Source organism: Pseudomonas sp. CK-NBRI-02 (assembly GCF_008124495.1).
GTDB lineage: Bacteria > Pseudomonadota > Gammaproteobacteria > Pseudomonadales > Pseudomonadaceae > Aquipseudomonas > Aquipseudomonas guariconensis.
On the sequence record NZ_VSJH01000012.1, the window covers coordinates 1 to 16,534 of the forward strand.

Genomic DNA, 16,534 nt, shown 5'->3' on the forward strand with positions numbered 1-16,534 from the left:
ATCGGCCACGTTGACCACGGTAAGACCACTCTGACTGCAGCTCTGACCCGCGTCTGCTCCGAAGTCTTCGGTTCGGCCGTCGTTGAGTTCGACAAGATCGACTCGGCGCCAGAAGAAAAAGCACGCGGTATCACCATCAACACCGCTCACGTCGAGTACAACTCGAACATTCGTCACTACGCTCACGTTGACTGCCCAGGTCACGCTGACTACGTGAAGAACATGATCACCGGTGCTGCCCAGATGGACGGCGCGATCCTGGTTTGCTCGGCCGCCGATGGTCCGATGCCACAAACCCGTGAGCACATCCTGCTGTCCCGTCAGGTTGGCGTTCCGTACATCGTGGTCTTCCTGAACAAGGCTGACCTGGTAGACGACGCTGAGCTGCTGGAACTGGTCGAGATGGAAGTTCGCGACCTGCTGTCCACCTACGACTTCCCAGGCGACGACACTCCGATCATCATCGGTTCGGCTCGTATGGCTCTGGAAGGCAAAGACGACAACGAAATGGGTACCAGCGCTGTTAAGAAGCTGGTTGAGACTCTGGATGCCTACATCCCTGAGCCAGTTCGTGCCGTTGACCAGCCGTTCCTGATGCCGATCGAAGACGTCTTCTCGATCTCGGGTCGTGGTACCGTTGTTACCGGTCGTATCGAGCGTGGTATCGTCCGCGTTCAGGACGCCCTGGAAATCGTTGGTCTGCGTCCAACCACCACCACCACCTGCACCGGCGTTGAGATGTTCCGCAAGCTGCTGGACGAAGGTCGTGCTGGCGAGAACTGCGGCGTCCTGCTGCGCGGCACCAAGCGTGACGAAGTTGAGCGTGGCCAGGTTCTGGTCAAGCCAGGTTCGGTCAAGCCGCACACCAAGTTCACTGCAGAAGTCTACGTCCTGTCGAAGGAAGAAGGCGGTCGTCACACTCCGTTCTTCAAAGGCTACCGTCCTCAGTTCTACTTCCGTACCACTGACGTGACCGGTAACTGCGAACTGCCGGAAGGCGTTGAAATGGTAATGCCAGGTGACAACATTCAGATGACTGTTACCCTGATCAAGACCATCGCAATGGAAGACGGTCTGCGCTTCGCTATCCGTGAAGGCGGTCGTACCGTCGGCGCCGGCGTCGTAGCAAAAATTATTGAATAAGTAGTTGATTTCTCATGATCAGGCCGGCATAATGGCCGGCCTGATACAGCGTTAAAGGTCAGTAGCTCAATTGGCAGAGCGACGGTCTCCAAAACCGTAGGTTGGGGGTTCGATTCCCTCCTGACCTGCCATTCACCTCGGTGTGATGGCTTTCTTCTCACAGGATCCTCCTCGATGACTCCCAAAACTGAAGCCCAAGAATCGCGTTTTGATCTGTTCAAGTGGCTGGCTGTTGTTGTATTGGTAGTCGTTGGTGTTGTGGGTAATCAGTATTACTCCGCAGCTCCAATCCTGTATCGCGTCCTTGCGCTTCTTGCTCTGGCTGCCGTTGCGGGCTTTGTCGCCTTGCAGACTGCGAAGGGTAAGTCGTTCTTTGCGCTGGCGAAGGAAGCTCGTACCGAGATTCGTAAAGTCGTGTGGCCGACCCGCCAGGAAACCACTCAGACCACGCTCATTGTTGTGGTTGTCGTGTTGGTTATGGCGTTGCTGCTGTGGGGGCTCGATTCCCTGCTCGGCTGGGCGGTCTCCTTGATTGTTGGCTAAGGGTGTCCCGTGGCTAAGCGTTGGTACGTCGTGCATGCTTACTCGGGTTACGAGAAGCATGTGATGCGCTCCCTGATCGAGCGCGTCAAGCTGGCTGGCATGGAAGACGAGTTCGGCGAGATCCTGGTCCCGACCGAAGAAGTTGTTGAAATGCGCAATGGCCAGAAGCGCAAGAGCGAGCGCAAATTCTTCCCTGGCTATGTGCTGGTCCAGATGGAAATGAACGAAGGGACTTGGCACCTCGTCAAGGACACCCCTCGTGTCATGGGTTTCATTGGTGGTACCGCAGACAAGCCTGCGCCGATCACCGATAAAGAAGCTGAAGCTATCCTGCGTCGCGTTGCCGATGGTAGTGACAAGCCTAAGCCCAAGACGCTGTTCGAGCCGGGTGAAGTGGTTCGAGTCATTGATGGTCCGTTTGCTGACTTCAATGGCAGTGTCGAAGAAGTTAACTACGAAAAGAGCAGGCTGCAGGTTGCAGTGCTCATTTTCGGTCGCTCTACTCCGGTAGAGCTCGAGTTCAGCCAGGTCGAGAAGGTCTAGGCGAACGACGCATCCCATACCCCGCAGCCCTATGTGCTGCGGGGTTTTGTCGTCACTGGGATAAAACGCAAGTCATACGGGGAGCCATCTGGCGTTCGTACCCGATTTTGGAGTAGCTCATGGCTAAGAAGATTCAGGCTTACATCAAGCTGCAAGTTAAGGCCGGCCAGGCCAACCCAAGCCCACCCGTTGGTCCAGCACTGGGTCAACACGGTGTTAACATCATGGAATTCTGCAAGGCCTTCAACGCCCGTACTCAGGGTCAAGAGCCAGGTCTGCCGACTCCAGTGATCATCACTGTCTACAGTGACCGTAGCTTCACCTTCGAAACCAAGAGCACCCCTGCCTCGGTTCTGCTGAAGAAAGCTGCTGGCCTGAGCAGTGGTTCGGCTCGCCCGAACACCGTCAAGGTTGGTACCGTTACCCGTGCTCAGCTGGAAGAGATCGCCAAGACCAAGCAGGCTGATCTGACTGCCGCTGACCTGGATGCAGCTGTGCGCACCATCGCCGGCTCTGCCCGCAGCATGGGCCTGAACGTGGAGGGTGTGTAATGGCTAAGCTGACTAAGCGCCAAAAGGCTATCGCCGAGAAAATCGAAGCAGGCAAGGCCTACAACTTCGAAGAGGCCGCGACTCTGCTGGCTTCGCTGCCGGCCGCCAAATTCGTCGAGTCCTATGACATCGCCGTCAACCTCGGTGTTGACCCGCGTAAATCCGACCAGGTCGTTCGCAGCGCTACCGTGCTGCCGCATGGCACTGGCAAGACCGTTCGCGTTGCCGTCTTCACCCAGGGCCCAGCTGCTGAAGCTGCTCTGGCTGCCGGCGCTGACCGCGTAGGTATGGACGATCTGGCTGCCGAAATGAAAGGCGGCGACCTGAACTATGACGTCGTAATCGCATCGCCTGATGCCATGCGCGTTGTGGGTCAGCTGGGTCAGGTCCTGGGTCCTCGCGGCCTGATGCCGAACCCGAAAGTGGGTACTGTAACTCCAGACGTAGCCGGCGCCGTCAAGAATGCCAAGGCTGGTCAGGTTCGCTACCGTACCGACAAGAACGGTATCATCCATACCTCCGTTGGCAAGGTCGGCTTCGAAGCTGGCAAGCTGAAGGAAAACGTTGAAGCCCTGATCGCCGATCTGAAGCGTATCAAGCCGGCTTCCTCGAAAGGTATCTACGTCAAGCGCGTCACCCTGAGCACCACCATGGGCCCAGGTCTGATCATCGATCAGAGCTCGCTGAACGTGTAATGCTCGGCCGGTGCGGCCCTGTCCGCACCGGCTGCTGAAAATTGGGGTCCCTGCCTGGCGGGGGCTATCCAAGACCGTAGGCGGCGCAAGCCTTAAACCACAAGCCTACGCAGATGGTGCTCCCGATTCGTTACCGAATCAGACACCAAAACGACATCCGGCCTCGGCTGGATGAAACGGTAGAAACCAGGAGTAAACCCGTGGCAATTAAACTCGAAGACAAGAAGGCCATCGTCGCTGAAGTCAACGAGGCTGCCAAAGTCGCTCTGTCCGCTGTCGTGGCTGATGCCCGTGGTGTGACTGTAGGCGCAATGACCGGACTCCGTAAAGAGGCCCGCGAAGCTGGCGTTTACGTACGTGTCGTACGTAACACCCTGCTCAAGCGCGCTGTTGAAGGCACCGAGTACTCGATCCTCAACGACGCGTTCAAAGGCCCGACCCTGATCGCCTTCTCCAATGAACATCCGGGCGCTGCTGCTCGTCTGTTCAAAGAGTTCGCCAAGGGTCAGGACAAGTTCGAGATCAAGGCAGCTGCGTTCGACGGCAAGTTCCTTGCCGCTAACCAGATCGACGTGCTGGCAACTCTGCCAACTCGCGACGAGGCTATCGCACAGCTGATGAGCGTAATCCAAGGTGCAACCAGCAAGCTGGCTCGTACCCTGGCTGCTCTGCGCGACCAGAAAGAAGCTGCTGCTGCCTAAGGCCGCGTAGCTTATTTCGAAATCAAACGTTTAATTTGATGGCCGCGTAGGCTGTCACCCCAATACAGGAATTCATAGTCATGTCTCTGACTAACGAGCAAATCATCGAAGCGATCGGCCAGAAAACCGTTCTGGAAATTGTTGAACTGATCAAAGCGATGGAAGAAACCTTCGGCGTTACCGCTGCTGCCGCCGTTGCTGCTGCCCCTGCTGGTGGCGCTGCTGCCGCTGCTGAAGAGCAGACCGAGTTCAACGTCGTTCTGGCCGAAGCTGGCGACAAGAAGGTCAACGTGATCAAGGCAGTTCGTGAACTGACCGGTCTGGGCCTGAAAGAAGCCAAAGAGAAAGTAGACGGCGCTCCTGCTGTCATCGCTGAAGGCGTTTCGAAAGAAGCCGCTGAAGACGCGAAGAAGAAGCTGGAAGAAGCAGGCGCTAAAGTCGAGCTGAAGTAATTTCGACTTTGCGACTCCAGCCCAAGCGTTGAGCGAAAGGCTGACGGCTGGTGGCTTATGCCACCGGCCTTTTTCCGTTATTGGTGGCCGATCAGGTCGGCCCCGATAACGAGCTGTAAAACACCCAAGAGGGTGTGCAAACCATGGGGTTTGCAGATTTTCTGGCTGCTTCCGCTCGGAAGGAGCCAAACAAGCAGGTGACCAAGCTGGGGAACGCTGATGGCTTACTCATACACTGAGAAAAAACGTATCCGCAAGGACTTTAGCAAGTTGCCGGACGTCATGGATGTGCCTTACCTCCTGGCCATCCAGCTGGATTCGTATCGCGAATTCCTGCAGGCGGGAGCATCCAAGGATCAGTTCCGCGACGTCGGCCTGCACGCGGCCTTCAAATCGGTATTCCCGATCATCAGCTACTCCGGCAATGCTGCCCTGGAGTACGTCGGCTATCGCCTGGGCGAGCCGGCTTTCGATGTGAAGGAATGTGTCCTGCGCGGTGTGACATTCGCTGTTCCGCTGCGTGTGAAGGTGCGCCTGATCATCTTCGACAAGGAATCGTCGAACAAAGCGATCAAGGACATCAAAGAGCAAGAAGTCTACATGGGTGAAATCCCCCTGATGACTGAGAACGGTACCTTCGTTATCAACGGTACCGAGCGTGTAATCGTTTCCCAGCTGCACCGTTCGCCAGGTGTGTTCTTCGACCACGATCGTGGCAAGACCCACAGCTCCGGCAAACTGCTGTACTCCGCCCGTATCATTCCTTACCGCGGTTCCTGGCTGGACTTCGAGTTCGATCCGAAGGACTGCGTGTTCGTTCGTATCGACCGTCGCCGCAAGCTGCCGGCCTCGGTACTGCTGCGAGCGCTGGGCTACAGCACCGAAGAAATCCTCAACACCTTCTACACCACCAACGTGTTCCACGTTTCCGGCGAAAAACTCAGCCTGGAACTGGTGCCTCAGCGTCTGCGTGGTGAAGTCGCGGTCATGGATATCCATGACGGCAGCGGAAAGATCATCGTTGAGCAAGGCCGTCGTATCACCGCGCGCCATATCAACCAGCTCGAAAAAGCCGGCGTCAAGCAGCTGGACGTTCCAATGGAGTACGTCCTGGGCCGCACCACTGCCAAGGCCATCGTGCATCCGGCCACCGGCGAGATCCTTGCCGAATGCAACACCGAGCTGACCACTGAGCTGCTGATCAAGGTCGCCAAGGCTCAGGTTGTACGCATCGAGACGCTGTACACCAACGACATCGATTGCGGTCCGTTCATCTCGGATACTCTGAAGATCGACACCACCAGCAACCAGCTGGAAGCCTTGGTGGAAATCTACCGCATGATGCGTCCAGGTGAGCCGCCAACCAAGGATGCCGCCGAGACCCTGTTCAACAACCTGTTCTTCAGCGCCGAGCGTTACGATCTGTCCGCTGTTGGCCGCATGAAGTTCAACCGCCGTATCGGTCGTACCGAGATCGAAGGTTCGGGCGTGCTGAGCAAGGAAGATATCGTCGACGTCCTCAAGACCTTGGTCGATATCCGTAACGGCAAAGGCATCGTCGACGACATCGACCACCTGGGTAACCGTCGTGTCCGTTGCGTTGGCGAGATGGCCGAGAACCAGTTCCGTGTCGGCCTGGTGCGCGTCGAGCGTGCGGTCAAGGAACGTCTGTCGATGGCGGAAAGCGAAGGCTTGATGCCGCAGGACCTGATCAACGCCAAGCCGGTCGCGGCGGCGGTGAAGGAGTTCTTCGGTTCCAGCCAGCTCTCGCAGTTCATGGACCAGAACAACCCACTCTCCGAGATCACCCACAAGCGCCGTGTCTCCGCGCTCGGCCCAGGTGGTCTGACCCGTGAGCGTGCAGGCTTCGAAGTCCGTGACGTACACCCGACTCACTACGGCCGTGTATGCCCGATCGAGACCCCTGAAGGTCCGAACATCGGTCTGATCAACTCCCTGGCGGCCTATGCCCGCACCAATCAGTACGGCTTCCTGGAAAGCCCGTACCGCGTGGTGAAAGAAGGCGTGGTCACCGACGAAATCGTGTTCCTGTCTGCCATCGAAGAGGCCGATCACGTGATCGCCCAGGCTTCCGCTGCGATGAACGAGCAGAAGCAACTGGTCGATGAGCTGGTCGCCGTACGTCACCTGAACGAATTCACCGTCAAGGCGCCGGAAGACGTCACCCTGATGGACGTTTCGCCGAAGCAGGTTGTTTCCGTCGCTGCCTCGCTGATTCCGTTCCTCGAGCACGACGACGCCAACCGTGCATTGATGGGTTCGAACATGCAGCGTCAGGCTGTTCCGACCCTGCGCGCCGACAAGCCGCTGGTAGGTACTGGCATGGAGCGCAACGTTGCTCGTGACTCCGGCGTCTGCGTCGTTGCTCGTCGCGGTGGTGTGATCGACTCGGTCGACGCCAGCCGTATCGTCGTGCGTGTAGCCGATGACGAAGTAGAAACTGGCGAAGCAGGTGTGGATATCTACAACCTGACCAAGTACACCCGTTCGAACCAGAACACCTGCATCAACCAGCGTCCGCTGGTGAGCAAAGGTGATGTGGTCGCGCGTGGCGACATCATGGCCGACGGCCCGTCCACCGACATGGGTGAGCTGGCGTTGGGTCAGAACATGCGCATCGCGTTCATGGCGTGGAACGGCTTCAACTTCGAAGACTCCATCTGCCTGTCCGAGCGTGTGGTTCAGGAAGACCGCTTCACCACTATCCACATCCAGGAACTGACCTGTGTGGCGCGTGACACCAAGCTTGGCCCAGAGGAAATCACTGCGGACATCCCGAACGTGGGTGAGGCTGCGCTGAACAAGCTGGACGAAGCCGGTATCGTCTATGTGGGTGCTGAAGTCGGCGCAGGCGACATTCTGGTCGGTAAGGTCACTCCGAAAGGCGAGACCCAGCTGACTCCAGAAGAAAAGCTGCTGCGTGCGATCTTCGGTGAGAAGGCCAGCGACGTAAAAGACACCTCCCTGCGCGTGCCGACCGGCACCAAAGGTACTGTCATCGACGTCCAGGTCTTCACCCGTGACGGCGTTGAGCGCGACAGCCGCGCCCTGGCCATCGAGAAGATGCAACTGGACGAGATCCGCAAGGACCTCAACGAAGAGTTCCGCATCGTCGAGGGCGCGACCTTCGAGCGTCTGCGTGCAGCCCTGAACGGCCAGGTGGTCGATGGTGGCGCGGGCCTGAAGAAAGGCACCGTGATCACTGACGACGTACTGAACGGTCTGGAGCACGGCCAGTGGTTCAAGCTGCGCATGGCCGAAGATGCTCTGAACGAGCAGTTGGAAAAGGCTCAGCAGTACATCGTCGATCGCCGTCGTCTGCTGGACGACAAGTTCGAAGACAAGAAGCGCAAGCTGCAGCAGGGCGATGACCTGGCACCGGGCGTGCTGAAGATCGTCAAGGTCTACCTGGCTATCCGTCGCCGCATCCAGCCGGGCGACAAGATGGCAGGCCGTCACGGTAACAAGGGTGTGGTCTCCGTGATCATGCCGGTCGAAGACATGCCGCACGACGCCAACGGTACTCCAGTCGACGTCGTTCTGAACCCGCTGGGTGTACCTTCGCGTATGAACGTCGGTCAGATCCTTGAAACCCACCTGGGCCTCGCGGCCAAGGGCCTGGGCGAGAAGATCGATCGCATGCTCGAAGAGCAGCGCAAAGCCGCTGAGCTGCGCAGCTTCCTGACCGAGGTCTACAACGAGATCGGTGGTCGTCAGGAAAACCTGGACGAGTTCTCGGACGAAGAGATCATCGCTCTGGCCAACAACCTGAAGAAAGGCGTGCCGATGGCTACGCCGGTCTTCGACGGTGCCAAGGAGCGTGAAATCAAGGCCATGCTGAAGCTGGCCGACATGCCTGAGAGCGGCCAGATGGTCCTGTTCGATGGCCGTACCGGCAACAAGTTCGAGCGTCCTGTGACCGTTGGTTACATGTACATGCTCAAGCTGAACCACTTGGTGGACGACAAGATGCACGCGCGTTCCACTGGTTCGTACAGCCTGGTTACCCAGCAGCCGCTGGGTGGTAAGGCGCAGTTCGGTGGTCAGCGTTTCGGGGAGATGGAAGTGTGGGCGCTGGAAGCATACGGCGCGGCATACACCCTGCAAGAAATGCTCACAGTGAAGTCGGACGACGTGAACGGCCGTACCAAGATGTACAAGAACATCGTGGATGGCGATCACCGTATGGAGCCGGGCATGCCCGAGTCCTTCAACGTGTTGATCAAAGAGATCCGTTCGCTCGGTATCGATATCGATCTGGAAACCGAATAACACGTGACGCGAAGGGGAGCGGGGCAGGTATTGCCCGCTTCCTGCTCCGCCAGGAGGAAAGGCCTTGAAAGACCTACTGAATTTGCTGAAAAACCAGGGTCAAGTCGAAGAGTTCGACGCCATCCGCATCGGTCTGGCGTCGCCTGAAATGATCCGTTCGTGGTCGTTCGGTGAAGTTAAGAAGCCGGAAACCATCAACTACCGTACGTTCAAACCTGAGCGTGACGGCCTGTTCTGCGCCAAGATCTTTGGCCCAGTCAAGGATTACGAGTGCCTGTGCGGAAAGTACAAGCGCCTCAAGCATCGCGGCGTCATCTGCGAGAAGTGCGGCGTTGAAGTCGCTCTGGCCAAGGTTCGTCGTGAGCGCATGGCGCACATCGAGCTGGCCTCGCCGGTTGCCCACATCTGGTTCCTGAAGTCGCTGCCGTCCCGTATCGGCCTGCTGATGGACATGACCCTGCGTGACATCGAGCGCGTGCTCTATTTCGAGAGCTACGTCGTTATCGATCCGGGCATGACCACCCTCGAGAAGGGTCAGCTGCTCAACGATGAGCAGTACTTCGAAGCACTGGAAGAGTTCGGTGACGACTTCGACGCCCGTATGGGTGCCGAGGCTGTTCGCGAGCTGCTGCACGCTATCGACCTGGAGCACGAAATTGGTCGCCTGCGCGAAGAGATTCCGCAGACCAACTCGGAAACCAAGATCAAGAAGCTGTCCAAGCGCCTGAAGCTGATGGAAGCTTTCCAGGGCTCGGGCAACCTGCCTGAGTGGATGGTCCTGACCGTTCTGCCGGTTCTGCCGCCGGATCTGCGTCCGCTGGTTCCGCTCGATGGCGGTCGCTTCGCGACTTCCGACCTGAACGACCTGTACCGCCGGGTGATCAACCGTAACAACCGTCTGAAGCGCCTGCTCGATCTGTCGGCGCCGGACATTATCGTGCGCAACGAAAAGCGCATGCTGCAGGAAGCGGTCGACGCCCTGCTGGACAACGGCCGCCGCGGTCGCGCCATCACTGGCTCGAACAAGCGTCCGCTGAAGTCCCTGGCTGACATGATCAAAGGTAAGCAAGGTCGCTTCCGTCAGAACCTGCTCGGTAAGCGCGTGGACTACTCCGGTCGTTCCGTAATTACCGTAGGTCCGACCCTGCGCCTGCACCAGTGCGGTCTGCCGAAGAAGATGGCGCTGGAGCTGTTCAAGCCGTTCATTTTCGGCAAGCTGGAAATGCGCGGTCTGGCGACCACCATCAAAGCTGCCAAGAAGATGGTCGAGCGCGAGCTGCCGGAGGTGTGGGACGTCCTCGCCGAGGTGATCCGCGAACACCCCGTACTGCTCAACCGTGCACCGACCCTTCACCGTCTGGGTATCCAGGCGTTCGAGCCGGTGCTGATCGAAGGCAAGGCTATTCAGCTGCACCCGCTGGTGTGTGCTGCGTACAACGCCGACTTCGACGGTGACCAGATGGCCGTTCACGTGCCGCTGACGCTGGAAGCCCAGCTGGAAGCGCGCGCGCTGATGATGTCGACCAACAACATCCTGTCGCCTGCCAACGGTGAGCCGATCATCGTGCCGTCCCAGGACGTGGTTCTGGGTCTGTACTACATGACCCGTGAAGCCATCAACGCCAAAGGTGAAGGTCGTGTGTTCGCCGACCTGCAGGAAGTCGACCGCGTATTCCGCGCCGGCGAAGCTGCGCTGCACGCCAAGATCAAGGTCCGTATCAACGAGACCGTGAAAGAGCGTGACGGCAGCATCGTCAAGAACACCCGTATCGTCGACACTACCGTCGGCCGTGCGCTGTTGTTCCAGGTAGTGCCAGCCGGTCTGCCGTTCGACGTCGTCAACCAGTCGATGAAGAAAAAGGCGATTTCCAAGCTGATCAACCAGTGCTATCGCGTGGTGGGTCTGAAGGAAACCGTCATCTTTGCCGACCAGCTGATGTACACCGGTTTTGCCTACTCGACCATTTCCGGCGTTTCCATCGGTGTTAACGACTTCGTTATCCCAGATGAGAAGGCGCGCATCATCGGTACCGCTACCGATGAAGTGAAGGAAATCGAGAGCCAGTACGCCTCCGGCCTGGTAACCCAGGGCGAGAAGTACAACAAGGTCATCGACTTGTGGTCCAAGGCGAACGACGAAGTGTCCAAGGCGATGATGGCCAACCTCTCGAAAGAGAAGGTCATCGATCGTGATGGCAACGAAGTCGAGCAAGAGTCCTTCAACTCGATGTACATGATGGCTGACTCCGGTGCGCGGGGTTCCGCTGCCCAGATCCGTCAGTTGGCCGGTATGCGTGGCCTGATGGCCAAGCCGGACGGCTCCATCATCGAGACGCCGATCACCGCGAACTTCCGTGAAGGTCTGAGCGTACTGCAGTACTTCATTTCGACCCACGGTGCTCGTAAAGGTCTGGCGGATACCGCATTGAAGACCGCGAACTCCGGTTACCTGACCCGTCGTCTGGTTGACGTGGCACAGGATCTGGTCGTGACCGAGATCGACTGCGGCACTGATCAGGGTCTGCTGATGACCCCGCACATCGAAGGCGGTGACGTTGTAGAGCCGCTGGGTGAGCGTGTACTGGGTCGTGTCATCGCCCGTGACGTGTTCAAGCCAGGCACCGAGGACGTCATCGTTCCGGCCGGTACCCTGGTCGACGAGAAGTGGGTCGAGTTCATCGAGCTGAACAGCATCGACGAAGTGGTCGTGCGTTCCCCGATCAGCTGCGAAACCCGCTACGGCATCTGCGCCAAGTGCTACGGTCGTGACCTGGCTCGTGGTCACCAGGTGAACATCGGTGAAGCTGTCGGCGTTATCGCTGCCCAGTCGATCGGTGAGCCGGGTACCCAGCTGACCATGCGTACGTTCCACATCGGTGGTGCTGCAAGCCGTACCTCGGCTGCCGACAGCGTCCAGGTGAAGAACGGCGGTATGGTTCGTCTGCACAACCTCAAGCAGGTCGAGCGTGCCGATGGCAACCTGGTTGCCGTTTCGCGTTCCGGCGAGCTGGCCATCGCCGACGAATTCGGTCGCGAGCGTGAGCGCTACAAGCTGCCTTACGGTGCGGTGATTTCGGTCAAGGAAGGTGAGAAGGTCGAAGCTGGCGCCATCGTCGCCAAGTGGGACCCGCACACCCACCCGATCGTTACCGAACTCAAAGGTACCGTGACCTTCGTGGGCATGGAGGAAGGCATCACCATCAAGCGTCAGACCGACGAGCTGACCGGCCTGACCAACATCGAAGTGATGGACGTCAAGGATCGCCCTGCCGCAGGCAAGGAAATCCGTCCAGCGATCAAGATGGTCGACGCTGCTGGCAAGGATCTGTACCTGCCGGGTACCGACGTTCCAGCCCAGTACTTCCTGCCGGCCAACGCCCTCGTCGGTGTGGCTGACGGTGCACAGATCGGTGTAGGTGACGTTATCGCGCGTATTCCGCAAGAAACGTCCAAGACCCGAGACATCACCGGTGGTCTGCCGCGCGTTGCCGATCTGTTCGAAGCGCGTCGTCCGAAAGAAGCCTCGATCTTGGCTGAAGTCAGCGGCACCATCGCGTTCGGTAAGGAAACCAAGGGCAAGCGTCGCTTGGTCATCACGCCGACCGATGGCAGCGAGCCGTACGAAGAGCTGATTCCGAAGTGGCGCCACTTGAACGTCTTCGAAGGCGAACAGGTAAACCGCGGCGAAGTTATCTCCGACGGCCCGAGCGATCCGCACGACATCCTGCGTCTGCTGGGTGTAAGCGCGCTGGCCAAGTACATCGTCAACGAGATTCAGGATGTTTACCGCCTGCAGGGCGTGAAGATCAACGACAAGCACATCGAGACCATCCTGCGTCAGATGCTGCGTAAAGTTGAGATCACCGAATCCGGCGACTCCAGCTTCATCAAGGGCGACCAGATGGAACTGACTCAGGTGCTGGTCGAGAACGAGCGTCTCGCCGCCGAAGATAAGTTCGTCTCGAAGTTCTCGCGTGTACTGCTGGGTATCACCAAGGCCTCGCTGTCGACCGAGTCGTTCATTTCCGCGGCTTCCTTCCAGGAAACCACGCGCGTCCTGACCGAAGCGGCCGTCACCGGCAAGCGCGACTACCTGCGCGGCCTGAAAGAGAACGTGGTCGTGGGTCGTCTGATCCCGGCAGGTACCGGTCTGGCCTACCACAGCGAGCGCAAGCGCCGCCGTGATGCCGACAAGCCGCTGCGTGTAAGTGCCAGTGAGGTGGAAGCCGCACTGACCGAAGCGCTGAACTCCAGCGGTAACTAAGAACAGGGCTAGGCCCCGGTTCATCCTCCACGTCATTGGCGACATGAATTGTTGCCGATGACCGGGCGGGGAGGGCCGGGGCCTCGTCTTGACTGGGTGCAAGATCCTCTTTAGACTTTTGTACCCTTAAATTTGGTGAGGCTCCGTCTCGCCAATTTTTGGCTTTCTTGCAAGACAATAGCGTCGCAAGACAATCAGTGGAGCTAGTAGATGGCAACTATCAACCAGCTGGTACGTCAGCCGCGTAAGCGTACCGTCGAGAAATCCGACGTACCTGCGCTGCAGAACTGCCCGCAGCGTCGTGGCGTGTGCACCCGTGTGTACACCACCACGCCGAAAAAACCTAACTCGGCACTGCGTAAAGTATGCCGTGTGCGTCTGACCAACGGTTTCGAGGTTTCCTCGTACATCGGTGGTGAAGGCCACAACCTGCAAGAGCACAGCGTCGTTCTGATCCGTGGCGGCCGTGTAAAAGACTTGCCAGGTGTTCGTTACCACACCGTTCGCGGCTCTCTGGATACTTCGGGCGTTAAAGGCCGTAACCAGGGTCGTTCGAAGTACGGTACCAAGCGTCCGAAGTAATCGGCCGTTTGCAGACATCCATTTTTTGAGTCGATAAGAGTAAGGTCGGGCAGGGGTCGAAGACCCGCGTCCCGGGCTAACCTGAAGACCGTTTGAGGGCTTATCATGCCAAGACGTCGTGTAGCAGCAAAACGTGAGATCCTGGACGATCCGAAGTACGGATCCCAGATTCTCGCCAAGTTCATGAACCACGTGATGGAAAGCGGCAAGAAGGCCGTAGCCGAGCGCATCGTTTACGGTGCCCTGGATACCGTCAAAGCACGCAAGAACAGCGACCCCCTGGAAATCTTCGAGAAAGCTCTCGACGCCATCGCTCCGCTGGTCGAAGTAAAGTCCCGCCGTGTAGGCGGTGCCACTTACCAGGTTCCGGTTGAAGTTCGTCCGTCCCGTCGTAATGCTCTGGCAATGCGCTGGCTCGTAGACTACGCCCGCAAGCGTGGCGAGAAGTCCATGGCTCTGCGCCTGGCCGGTGAACTGCTGGATGCTGCTGAAGGCAAGGGTGCTGCAGTCAAGAAGCGTGAAGACGTGCACCGTATGGCCGAGGCCAACAAGGCGTTCTCGCACTACCGCTTCTAATTCAAGCATCAATCTTTTTGCGAGGGCTTTATGGCTCGTACTACAGCAATTAACCGCTACCGTAACATCGGTATCTGCGCGCACGTTGACGCGGGCAAGACTACCACTACCGAGCGGATCCTGTTCTACACAGGTCTGAGCCACAAGATGGGCGAGGTGCATGATGGCGCCGCGACCACCGACTGGATGGTGCAGGAGCAGGAGCGCGGTATCACCATTACCTCCGCTGCCGTTACCACCTTCTGGAAAGGCTCCCGTGGTCAGTACGACAACTACCGCGTAAACGTCATCGATACCCCCGGCCACGTTGACTTCACCATTGAAGTTGAGCGTTCGCTGCGCGTACTCGACGGCGCGGTCGTCGTATTCTGCGGTACCTCTGGCGTTGAGCCGCAGTCCGAAACCGTATGGCGTCAGGCCAACAAATACGGCGTTCCACGTGTTGTTTACGTGAACAAGATGGACCGTGCTGGTGCCAACTTCCTGCGCGTTGTCGGCCAGATCAAGAACCGTCTGGGTCACACCCCGGTTCCAATCCAGCTGGCTATCGGTTCGGAAGACAACTTCCAGGGTCAGGTTGACCTGATCAAGATGAAGGCCATCTACTGGAACGATGACGACAAGGGCACCACCTATCGCGAGGAAGAAATTCCTGCCGATATGCTGGAGCTGGCTGAAGAGTGGCGCGCCAATATGGTCGAGTCCGCTGCTGAAGCCAACGAAGAGCTGATGAACAAGTACCTTGAAGAAGGTGACCTGTCTGTCGAAGAGATCAAGGCCGGTCTGCGCGCCCGTACTCTGGCGAGCGAAATCGTTCCTGCCGTCTGCGGCTCCTCGTTCAAGAACAAGGGCGTTCCCCTGGTTCTCGATGCCGTGATCGACTTCCTGCCTGCTCCGACCGAGATTCCTGCGATCAAGGGTATCCACCCTGATCTGGCTGATACGCCGAAGGAAGAGATCACCGAAGAGCAGCAGGACGAGCGTCATGCCGACGACAACGAGCCGTTCTCGGCTCTGGCGTTCAAGATCGCTACCGACCCGTTCGTTGGTACCCTGACCTTCGTTCGCGTCTACTCGGGCGTTCTGACCTCTGGTGACTCGGTCATCAACTCGGTCAAAGGCAAGAAAGAGCGCGTTGGTCGTATGGTGCAGATGCACGCCAACCAGCGTGAAGAGATCAAGGAAGTTCGCGCTGGCGACATCGCGGCCCTGATCGGCATGAAAGACGTTACCACTGGTGAAACCCTGTGCGACGCCGACAAGCCAATCATCCTTGAGCGCATGGACTTCCCTGAGCCTGTAATCTCGCTCTCCGTTGAGCCGAAGACCAAGCAGGATCAGGAGAAGATGGGTATCGCTCTGGGCAAGCTGGCTCAGGAAGACCCGTCGTTCCGCGTCAAGACCGACGAAGAGACTGGTCAGACCATCATCTCCGGTATGGGTGAGCTGCACCTGGACATCATCGTTGACCGCATGAAGCGTGAATTCAACGTTGAAGCCAACATCGGCAAGCCGCAGGTTTCTTACCGCGAGAAGATCACCAAGTCCGGTGTCGAGATCGAAGGCAAGTTCGTTCGTCAGTCCGGTGGCCGTGGTCAGTTCGGTCATTGCTGGATCCGCTTCTCCGAGCCGGACCAGGATGCCAACGGCAACATCACTGAAGGCCTGGTCTTCACCAACGAAGTCGTTGGCGGTGTTGTTCCGAAGGAATACATCCCTGCGATCCAGAAGGGTATCGAAGAGCAGATGAAGAACGGCGTCGTTGCCGGCTATCCTCTGATCGGCCTGAAAGCTACCGTGTTCGACGGTTCGTACCACGACGTCGACTCCAACGAGATGGCGTTCAAGATCGCGGCCTCCATGGCGACCAAGCAGCTGGCTCAGAAGGGCGGCGGTGTTGTGCTTGAACCGATCATGAAGGTTGAGGTAGTAACCCCTGAGGATTACATGGGTGACGTGATGGGTGACCTGAACCGTCGTCGTGGTCTGATCCAGGGTATGGATGACTCGGTCTCCGGCAAGGTTATCCGTGCAGAAGTCCCGCTGGGAGAAATGTTCGGTTATGCAACCGACGTCCGTTCCATGTCTCAGGGTCGCGCAAGCTACTCCATGGAATTCTCCAAGTACTCCGAAGCTCCGTCGAACATCGTCGAAGCACTCGTTAAAAAACAAGGCTAATCCAGCCCTTTAG

At 58.1% G+C, this 16,534-nt stretch carries 12 protein-coding genes and 1 tRNA gene; all 13 read left to right on the top strand.

Annotation, left to right across the window (positions count from 1 at the left end; genetic code table 11):
* Positions 1–1,143: elongation factor Tu (tuf, locus tag DQ397_RS10485; RefSeq protein WP_139205772.1), on the top strand; the 1,143-nt coding region annotated here is incomplete at its 5' end.
* A gap of 55 nt (positions 1,144–1,198) precedes the next feature.
* Positions 1,199–1,274 (top strand) — tRNA-Trp (locus tag DQ397_RS10490).
* 43 nt (positions 1,275–1,317) lie between these two features.
* Entirely contained in the window at positions 1,318–1,686 is a 369-nt protein-coding gene (gene secE / locus DQ397_RS10495; protein ID WP_043215359.1) for a preprotein translocase subunit SecE, read from the top strand.
* A gap of 9 nt (positions 1,687–1,695) precedes the next feature.
* Entirely contained in the window at positions 1,696–2,229 is a 534-nt protein-coding gene (gene nusG, locus DQ397_RS10500; protein ID WP_011531880.1) for a transcription termination/antitermination protein NusG, read from the top strand.
* A gap of 119 nt (positions 2,230–2,348) precedes the next feature.
* Positions 2,349–2,780, top strand: coding sequence for a 50S ribosomal protein L11 (gene rplK / locus DQ397_RS10505; protein WP_043215356.1), 432 nt, complete (start codon positions 2,349–2,351; stop codon positions 2,778–2,780).
* Positions 2,780–3,475, top strand: a complete 696-nt coding sequence (rplA, locus tag DQ397_RS10510; RefSeq protein WP_043215354.1) for a 50S ribosomal protein L1 — start codon at positions 2,780–2,782, stop codon at positions 3,473–3,475. The genes rplK and rplA overlap by 1 nt, the downstream gene beginning before the upstream one ends.
* 200 nt (positions 3,476–3,675) lie before the next feature.
* On the top strand, positions 3,676–4,176 hold the full coding sequence (gene rplJ, locus DQ397_RS10515; RefSeq protein WP_043215352.1) for a 50S ribosomal protein L10: 501 nt from the start codon (positions 3,676–3,678) through the stop codon (positions 4,174–4,176).
* A gap of 80 nt (positions 4,177–4,256) precedes the next feature.
* Positions 4,257–4,628 carry a 50S ribosomal protein L7/L12 gene (gene rplL, locus DQ397_RS10520; RefSeq protein ID WP_043215349.1) on the top strand — a complete coding sequence of 124 codons (372 nt, stop codon included), beginning with the start codon at positions 4,257–4,259 and terminating at the stop codon, positions 4,626–4,628.
* 219 nt (positions 4,629–4,847) lie between these two features.
* The gene (gene rpoB, locus DQ397_RS10525) at positions 4,848–8,921 is read left to right on the top strand and encodes a DNA-directed RNA polymerase subunit beta (protein ID WP_043215345.1); all 4,074 of its coding nucleotides are present in this window, start codon (positions 4,848–4,850) and stop codon (positions 8,919–8,921) included.
* A 64-nt stretch (positions 8,922–8,985) separates the two neighbouring features.
* Positions 8,986–13,185 (top strand): DNA-directed RNA polymerase subunit beta', encoded by a 4,200-nt coding sequence (gene rpoC / locus DQ397_RS10530; RefSeq protein ID WP_043215343.1) that lies wholly within the window; start codon positions 8,986–8,988, stop codon positions 13,183–13,185.
* Between the two features lie 210 nt (positions 13,186–13,395).
* Positions 13,396–13,767 (top strand): 30S ribosomal protein S12, encoded by a 372-nt coding sequence (gene rpsL, locus DQ397_RS10535; RefSeq protein WP_003257088.1) that lies wholly within the window; start codon positions 13,396–13,398, stop codon positions 13,765–13,767.
* Between the two features lie 105 nt (positions 13,768–13,872).
* Complete coding sequence (rpsG, locus tag DQ397_RS10540) at positions 13,873–14,343, top strand: 30S ribosomal protein S7 (RefSeq protein WP_003246741.1); 471 nt, start codon at positions 13,873–13,875, stop codon at positions 14,341–14,343.
* 30 nt (positions 14,344–14,373) lie between these two features.
* The gene (gene fusA / locus DQ397_RS10545; protein WP_043215341.1) at positions 14,374–16,521 is read left to right on the top strand and encodes an elongation factor G; all 2,148 of its coding nucleotides are present in this window, start codon (positions 14,374–14,376) and stop codon (positions 16,519–16,521) included.
* The last annotated feature ends 13 nt before the right edge of the window (positions 16,522–16,534 follow it).

Coding starts and splice junctions, on each gene's coding strand:
- secE (WP_043215359.1), top strand. CDS start 1,318: ATGACTCCCAAAACTGAAGCCCAAGAATCGCGTTTTGATCTGTTCAAG.
- rplK (WP_043215356.1), top strand. CDS start 2,349: ATGGCTAAGAAGATTCAGGCTTACATCAAGCTGCAAGTTAAGGCCGGC.
- rplA (WP_043215354.1), top strand. CDS start 2,780: ATGGCTAAGCTGACTAAGCGCCAAAAGGCTATCGCCGAGAAAATCGAA.
- rplL (WP_043215349.1), top strand. CDS start 4,257: ATGTCTCTGACTAACGAGCAAATCATCGAAGCGATCGGCCAGAAAACC.
- rpoB (WP_043215345.1), top strand. CDS start 4,848: ATGGCTTACTCATACACTGAGAAAAAACGTATCCGCAAGGACTTTAGC.
- rpsL (WP_003257088.1), top strand. CDS start 13,396: ATGGCAACTATCAACCAGCTGGTACGTCAGCCGCGTAAGCGTACCGTC.
- rpsG (WP_003246741.1), top strand. CDS start 13,873: ATGCCAAGACGTCGTGTAGCAGCAAAACGTGAGATCCTGGACGATCCG.
- fusA (WP_043215341.1), top strand. CDS start 14,374: ATGGCTCGTACTACAGCAATTAACCGCTACCGTAACATCGGTATCTGC.